Here is a 7,711-nt window from a genome sequence, read left to right on the forward strand (position 1 = left end):
CCGCCTTCCCCCTTCCGCCTTCCCCCTTCGGCCAACCGAAGGTTGGCCATGGTTTTTGTTGATGGTTAAACTTCCGCCTTCCCCCTTCCGCCTTCCCCCTTCGGCCAACCGAAGGTTGGCCATGGTTCTCCTGACATGGAACGGCCGGGAGGACACCCTCGCCTGTCTGGAAAGCCTGGAGGCGGCGGGCCATCCGGCGGAGGGGGAGCGGGTCCTCGTGGTGGACAACGGCTCCGAGGATGGGACGCTGGAGGCCGTGAAAGGGCGCTTTCCCTGGGCCGAGCGGATCGGGAACGCCGCGAACCTGGGCTTCGCCGGCGGCAACAACGTGGGGATCCGCCGGGCCCTCGACGGGGGGGCGGAGTACGTTCTGCTCCTGAACAACGACACGCTGGTGCGGGCGGGGGCCCTGCCGGCCCTCGTCGAGGACCTCGACGGGCACCCCGAGGCGGGCTCCGCCCAGCCCGTCCTGCTCGCCTACGACGGGGAGCGCATCGACTCCCTGGGCATCCGCGTGGGCTTCCGCCCGGGAGCCGTGGACGCGGGAGCGGGAGAGCCGGCCGACCGCGCCGCCTCGGCTCCGGAGGAGATCTTCGGGCCCTGCGCCGCCGCGGCCCTCTACCGGGCTTCGGCCCTCCGCGAGGCGGGCCTTCTCGACGAGGGGCTCTTCGCCATCTTGGAGGACGTGGATCTGGCCTTCCGCCTGCGCCTGAGCGGATTCGGCGCCCGCCTGGTGAAGAGTGCAACCGTTCTGCACAAGCGAGGCATCTCCGGGAGAAAAACCTCCGGGGACTTCCGGCGCGCCCTGGTGCTGAGGAACCTCCAGGTCCTCATGTGGCGTTACTGGCCCGCGCGGTCCGTGGCCCTGTGCGCTCCGCTGTGGATCCGGTGGCACGTCCTCGCGCGGGCCCTGTGGAGGAGAATGGGGCGGGAAGGGGACTACGCCGCCGCCCTGTCCGCCGCCCGGCGCGAGCGCGCGGCGCTTCGAGCGAATCCGCGCCTGGCTCAGATCCAGCGCCGGTGGCTCTGACCGCCGGGCGCCCCCGCCCTCGGCCGCGTCTTCGAAGGCAGGCCTCACGCCGTAGCGGCCTTTGCTTGCCAAAGGCCGGCCTTTCGGCCGATGCGAGCATCGGCCGCTACGATGGCTTCGCCTATCCAGGAGGTTCGCGTACGCCTTTCGCCTATTGCCTTTCGCCCTTAATTGAAAATCCCAACTCCCAAGTCCCAAATGTCTCTTCCGCCTTTCGCCTTTGCTTGTAAATCCCAAATCCGAAATCCCAAATCCCAAATTCCAAATGCCCTTTCTCCCGTCCCCTGACATCTGCCATTCGAAATCGGATTCCCCGCCCTCCGTGGACCTGATCGTGGTCCTCTACGGCTCCCTGCGGCACGTCGAGGGACTGGCGGAGGGGATCGAGGCGCAGACCCATCCCCGGGAGAAGGTCCGCCTTTTCTTCGTGGACAACGGCCCCGACGACGGCGCCCTGGACGTCCTGGCCTCACGCTTTGCGGCCTGGCCCGGCGGGCTGAGGCTCCTGCCCCTGCGCGACAACCCCGGCTTCGCCGCGGGCAACAACCGGGCCATCGTGGAGGGGGATTCTCCGCTCGTCCTCCTCCTGAACCCCGATACGCGCATGGCGCCGGACTGCCTCGAACGCCTCGTGGCGCGGGCCGAGAAGGAGCCCCGGGCGGGGTGCGTGGAGGCCCGGCAGGTGCCCCACGAGCACCCCAAGCCCTTCGAGCCCAAAACGGGCCGCACCTCCTGGTGCGTCTTCGGATGCGCCCTCGTGCGGCGGGCGGCCCTCGACGAGGTGGGCCTCCTCCAGGAGTGGCTGTTTCTTTACTGCGAGGACGTGGACCTGTGCTGGCGGCTTTGGTCCGCCGGGTGGGCCTGCCTGTACGAGCCGGCGGCGGCCTACGAGCACTTCACGGGGCCGCCCGAGGCCCACTCGTCCCCGACCCTCGTGAAGTATTCCTTCCGGAACGCCGTGTATCTGCGCCGGGTGTACGGATCGCCCCTCCGGGCCTGGACCTGGGCCGGTTTCTGGGCCGCGCGGTCCCTCCTCTCGCCCTACCTCCGGGTCCACGGCGGGCCCCTCCGGGAGGGCTTGAGAATGGCCTGGCGCGCGCGCCGGACGATGGCCGCCATGGCCCGTCAGGCCCCTCCCCGCGGGTGGTGGGTCGGCTTCGGCCTCACGGACCACCGCTACGGCCCACCGCGGATCGGGTGATCCGAGGAGCCGGACGAAACCGAATCGGAAGGCCACGGAGGCCCTCCCCTACAAGAAGCGTCTCCCGTCTCGCGTCTAACGTCCCCTGGCGCGCCCACCCTCGAGCACGTCTTCGAAGGCAGGCCCCGCGCTGTAGCGGCCTTTGCTTGCCAAAGGCCGGCCTTTCGGCCGATGCGAGCATCGGCCGCTACGAAAACCGCGGAGGGTGAAGCGGCCGCCGCACTAGGCACAAAGGGCCTTTTCCCCAAATCCGCAATCCGCAATCCACAATCCGCAATCCGAAATCGGGAATGTGTCTCTCTTCTCCCCTCTGAGGTCTCGATGCCCCCTGAACTCTCCGTGGTGGTTCCCACCTACAACCGGTGCGGCCTTCTCCCCGGCCTCCTGGAAGCCCTCCAGGCTCAGGACCTGCCCAAGGAGCGCTTCGAGGTCATCGTGGTGGACAACCACTCCACCGATGGCACATGGGCCTACCTGGCTTCCGTTGCCCATTCGTGGCTCAGGCCCGTTCACGAGAGAACCCCGGGAGCGGTGGCGGCCCGCAACCGGGGGTGGCGCGAAGCACGAGGGGAGGTCGTCCTCTTCATGGATGACGACATGGCCCCGGCGCCCGACTGCCTCCGCCGGCACCTCGAGGCCCACCGGCGGCGTCCGGAGGCCAGCTACCTCGGCTTCGTGGATTACCGCTACGACACATGGACCCATCCCCTCTCGCGCTGGGTGGCCGAGCGCACTCGAGGCACGCTCTTTCCGGACGCCTCGGGACAAGAGGCCTCCTTCTTCCAGTACCTGACCCAGAACGTTTCGTCGCCGCGGGCGGCCGTCGAGGAGGTGGGCGGCTTCGACCCCGGCTTCCGCGGGTACGGCTTCGAGGACCCGGAGTTGGGCTACAAGCTCTACCGGGCCGGGCTGCCCCTGATCTTCCTTCCCGAGGCCTCGGCCCTGAACCGGGACCCGCACCGGCCCGACGTCCACTGGAAAAAGACGGCCTGCACCGGCGAGGGAATGGCCTATTTCCTGAGCCTCCACCCCGAACTCGAGAGTCTCGATCGGCGCCGCTATCTCTCGGGGCGCCTCGGTCCCGTCTGGAGTCTTTACCGAAGCCTGTTCGGCGAAGCCCTGGACCGGCTCGCGGAACGGACCTCGCCGGAGAAACCCCTTCCGCGCTGGGTCCGAATGCACTACCGAATCTCCCAGGCCGCCTTCCTCCACCGCGGCTTCTCCGCCTTCTTCCGCCAGGGCGGCCAGATCATCCGCAAGCACGACCTGTGAGCGCCGCGGCTTGGTAGGAGGCCGGTCCCTCCGGCCGATGCGAGCATCGGCCGCTACAAAGGCAAACCCGCGCGGTAGGGGCGGCCCTCCGTGGCCGCCCGTCCTTGAACCAACGCAGGGGAGGGCAAGGAGGCTCTCCCCTGCGAGAACCGTCTCCCGTCTTTCGTCTTTCGTCTAACGTCTAACGTCCTCAGGATTTCCCCATGGTCATTCAGCCTCCGAAAATCGGCGTCGTGATCCTGAACTACAACGCGGCGCAGGACGTCCTGCGCTGTCTGGCCTCGCTCCGCCTGGCCAAGGGCGGGCAGCGCCGCACGTGGATCGTGGACAACGCCTCCTCCGACGGCTCCGACGCCGTGCTCCCTCCGGCCCTTGCTCCCGACGAGGTGTGGCTCCCCACGGGCGAGAACCTCGGCTACGCTGGGGGCAACAACGCGGGCATCCGCGAAGCCCTCGCCTGGGGCGCCGACTACGTCCTGATCCTCAACCCCGACGTGGTGGTGGACCCGGAGTTCCTGCCGCCCCTCGTGCGCGCCCTCGAAGCCTCCCCTCGCGCCGGCATGGCCTGCCCCCTGGTGCTGGACGAGGACGGCGAGCGGGTCCAGTCCCTCGGGGGCGAGGCGAACCTCTGGACGGGCCGCTGCGGCCGGCGGCTGTACGGCGCCCCCCTCGGCTCGGTGGACGAAAAGCGCTGGGCCGAGGTGGACTTTCCCCACGGCGCCTGCGTGCTCATCAAGCGGTCCCTCTTCGAGGAAATCGGCCTTCTCAACGAGGCCTATTTCCTCTACTACGAAGACGTGGAGTTCGGCCTGCGCGCCCGGCGCGAGGGTCTGACGACCCTCGCCATCGCCCAGAGCCGGGTGCGCCACCGCGACACCACCGAGGCCGGCGCGGCGAGCCCCCTGGTCTCCTACCACGGCACCCGCAACCAGGCGTGGCTCGTGGCCGAGTACGGGCGCTTTCCCCAGCGCGCCGCGTTCCTCCTCCTGTCGGCTTACGGCCGCTGGCCCCTGAAATTCGCCGCGCGCTTGTTTCGGGGCCGTCTGGGCGCCGCCTGGGCCGTCTTTCGGGGCGCCCTGCACGGCCAGTTTTCCAAGGAGTGGCGCCGTGGAGACCACCTCGCCGTCCCCTGGCGCGGCCATCCCCGCGTCATCGAGGCCCTGCCGTAGAATCCCGGGAGACCCCCCGGGTTTCCCAGCCTCGAAGGGCCTCCTTACGCCGCAGAGCCCAATCCTTGCCAAAGGCCCGCCCGTCGGCCGATGCGAGCATCGGCCGCTACGAAGACCGGCAGACGGGGGCGCCCGCCCCATAGAGGCCAAGGTCCACTTGCACTCGGAGGGTGAGAGCGTGAACGTCGTTCTCTTCTGCAAGACAATATAGACAGAATCACAGAAGGGCTTGAAGAGACAAGACCTTGTCCATCTCCATGTGAAGAAAGCACATGCGGATTGACAAGGTCTTCTTGTTTGTTGTAGTCTGCATTCCTGAGTCGAACCGAATCGTGGGATGTTGGGGTGCGGGGGCACCCGGCGCACAGGCGCCGCATTCGGCGGGCGGTTCGACCGGGGAAGGGGAATCTTCATGAGCGAGGAGTCTCGCGAGGGCCCGGACTTCAGACGGGTCGAAGGCGAGGAGGTCTCCGGCGAGCTGGATCTCGGCGGCTACCTTCAATTTGCTGGTGGAGTACCGCTGGTGGATCCTGGGCGTGACCCTGGCGGCCACCCTCGGCGGACTCCTCTACGCCTTCCTGGCGACGCCCGTGTATACGGCCAGCGCCACCCTGTTCATCGACCGGGGCTCCCAGAAGACCTCGACCAAGGAACTGGGGAACGTGGTCTCCTCGGACCTGACCACCGAGCTCTTCTTCAACTCCCAGGTAGACCTCATGAAGAGCAAGGAGGTGGCCCAGGGGGCCTTCGAGGCCCTCGGTCTGGAGCACCATCCCGCCTTTGCCGGAGCGGAGCGCCCCCTGGAGGAGTTTCGCAAGTGCATCAGTGTCCAGCGCAAGCGCGACAGCGCCCTCTTCACGCTGTCGGTGAGCGCCCCGTACCAGCGGGACGTGGCCCTCTGGGCCAACGCGCTGGCCGACTCGTACAACCAGGTCACTCTGCGCCAGAAAATGCAGATCCTGAGGGAGGCCGACCGCCTCATGGCGGACCAGGCCGCCAAAATGGAAAAGGAATACGAGCGGCTCAAACACCTGTACGGCGACCAGCTCCGGGCCACGGGTTCCTACTTCCCGGAAAACCAGAAGGAGATCCTGGACAAGCGCATCGAGGCCCTGGAACTGAGGCTGAATGACGTGGGCGTGCGGGAAGGGGAGGTCAGCGCCATCGTGGCCCAGATTTCGGCCATCCGGGAGGGGGGCGGGGACCCCGTCAGCCTTCCCTCCTCCAGCCAGGATCCCTCTCTCCAGGACATGACCCGAACCTACAACGACATGGTCCGCGACCTCTCGCGCCTCCAGGTGAAGTACACGCCCAAACATCCCGAGGTCCTGAGCCTCCTCTCCCGAATCGCCCGCCAGGGCGATGCCATCCTCGCCACCTACCGCCACCAGCTCGCGGCGCTGCGCTCGGAGAAGGGCACCCTCACCTCCGAACTGGCCCGTCTCAAGGCCGAGGCCATCGCGGCCACCCAGCAGTCGGGCCAGAGCGAATCCCTCGAGGCGGGGGTGGAGGCGGTCCGGAAGTACATGGAGCTCCTCGTGGAGAAGATGCGGGAGGTGGATCTGGCCAGCAACCTCCTCTCCAACGCGGTGCAGGTGGTGGATCGGGCCGACGCGCCTTCTCAGCCCAGCAAGCCCAAGAAGAAAATGGCGGTCCTTCTGGCTTTCCTGTTCGGGCTCATGGGGTCCGTGGGGTTCGTGCTCCTGCTCCAGGCGGTGGACCGGCGCATCAAGGACCCCGATGTCCTGGAGAAGCGACTGGGCTTGCCCCTCTTCGGAGTGATCCCGCTCAGCACGAGCGACACGCGCGCCTTTGCCGCGGAGGCCTTTCTCAACCTTCGGACTTCCCTCCTCTACGCCAGCAACCACAAGGCCAAACGCATCTGGATGGTCACCTCGCCCTCGGCCGCGGAGGGGAAGAGCACCATCGCGGCCAACGTGGCCATCACGCTGACTTCCTCCGGCGACAAGGTGCTCCTCGTGGATTGCGACCTGCGCAAACCGTCCCTCCACTCCTTTTTCAAGAAGGACCGCCAGCCCGGCCTGGCGGAGTACTTGTCCGCCGAGGAAGAATCCATCGAGGGGTACTGCGCGCCCGCGGGAAAACCGGGCCTGTGGCTCATGACGGCGGGGAAGACCCCAGCCAATCCCCCCATCCTTCTGGACACCGACAAGTTCCGCCGGTTCCTCGAATCGGCCCGGACCCGCTTCGAATGGGTCATCCTCGACACGCCGCCGGTCCTGGCCGTCACGGACCCGCTGGTCCTGGCCGCCCACGTGGAGGGGATCCTCACGGTGGTCCGCTACCGCTCCACCCCGGTGCCGCTCCTGGAGCGCCTCCTGATGGAGTTCGGCCGCATCGAAAAACCCGTGGACGGGGCCATCCTGAACCAGTTCGAATGGGCGCGGCACTACTACTACAACAGCTACTATTACAAGCATTACCGGTATTACTACGGCAAGGAGGCTCCGGCGGGCTTCTGGCGAAAGGTCGTCCGGGCGGCAGGGTTCAAGAAGCGAAAGGCCGCCGCCGCCGGCTCGGTGCTCCTATAAGGTTCGTGCTCGGGGGGATTCCACGGCTGGGGCAAGTTTGCACGATTCGATGGCAAGGGCCCATTCTTCTCGCAGACGCCTGGTGTACACTGCCCTTGTGAGCGCAACAGCGCGGGCCTAGATTCTAGCAGGGGGGAGCGCGGCGGCGCCCCCCTCCACACAAACCGGGTGGAAGCAATGGGATGGCCCGGTGCGTTGAGAGAAATGCAGGTTCATGGGCGGAGCTACGCGCCCCTGAAATGATACAATTCGTCAAAAACGTGTAGTCCGTCGCATCGTTTTCCGAGGGTATGGTTCGGCGGCGCGGTGGCCCTCGGCATGGTGGCGCGGCCGCCCTCGGCATTGTGGCGCGGCCGCCCTCGGCCGCGTAGGGTTGGATGCTTTCGCAGGGGCGGCCCTCCGTTGCCGCCCCGGGGAGGGCACGGAGACCCTCCCCTACGAGACCCATCCCACGTCTTGCGTTTCCCGTCCCGTGGGAGGCGTCGCC

5 protein-coding genes are annotated in these 7,711 nt (G+C 67.5%); all 5 read left to right on the forward strand.

All coding sequences use genetic code 11. The features are described 5' to 3' along the window. Positions 1–121 precede the first annotated feature (121 nt). The 5 genes from AB1824_11965 to AB1824_11985 all read left to right on the forward strand — a co-directional run bounded on the left by AB1824_11965 (position 122) and on the right by AB1824_11985 (position 7,224). Positions 122–1,030, forward strand: coding sequence for a glycosyltransferase family 2 protein (locus AB1824_11965; GenBank protein ID MEW5765679.1), 909 nt, complete (start codon positions 122–124; stop codon positions 1,028–1,030). A 322-nt stretch (positions 1,031–1,352) separates the two neighbouring features. After that, on the forward strand, positions 1,353–2,231 hold the full coding sequence (locus AB1824_11970; GenBank protein ID MEW5765680.1) for a glycosyltransferase family 2 protein: 879 nt from the start codon (positions 1,353–1,355) through the stop codon (positions 2,229–2,231). 321 nt (positions 2,232–2,552) lie between these two features. After that, the gene (locus AB1824_11975; protein ID MEW5765681.1) at positions 2,553–3,503 is read left to right on the forward strand and encodes a glycosyltransferase family 2 protein; all 951 of its coding nucleotides are present in this window, start codon (positions 2,553–2,555) and stop codon (positions 3,501–3,503) included. 203 nt (positions 3,504–3,706) lie between these two features. Next, the gene (locus AB1824_11980; protein ID MEW5765682.1) at positions 3,707–4,672 is read left to right on the forward strand and encodes a glycosyltransferase family 2 protein; all 966 of its coding nucleotides are present in this window, start codon (positions 3,707–3,709) and stop codon (positions 4,670–4,672) included. A gap of 509 nt (positions 4,673–5,181) precedes the next feature. Beyond that, complete coding sequence (locus AB1824_11985; GenBank protein MEW5765683.1) at positions 5,182–7,224, forward strand: polysaccharide biosynthesis tyrosine autokinase; 2,043 nt, start codon at positions 5,182–5,184, stop codon at positions 7,222–7,224. The last annotated feature ends 487 nt before the right edge of the window (positions 7,225–7,711 follow it).

Source organism: Acidobacteriota bacterium (genome assembly GCA_040752915.1).
Classification (GTDB): Bacteria; Acidobacteriota; UBA4820; order UBA4820; family DSQY01; genus JBFLVU01.

Coding starts and splice junctions, on each gene's coding strand:
- AB1824_11965 (MEW5765679.1), top strand. CDS start 122: ATGGTTCTCCTGACATGGAACGGCCGGGAGGACACCCTCGCCTGTCTG.
- AB1824_11975 (MEW5765681.1), top strand. CDS start 2,553: ATGCCCCCTGAACTCTCCGTGGTGGTTCCCACCTACAACCGGTGCGGC.
- AB1824_11980 (MEW5765682.1), top strand. CDS start 3,707: ATGGTCATTCAGCCTCCGAAAATCGGCGTCGTGATCCTGAACTACAAC.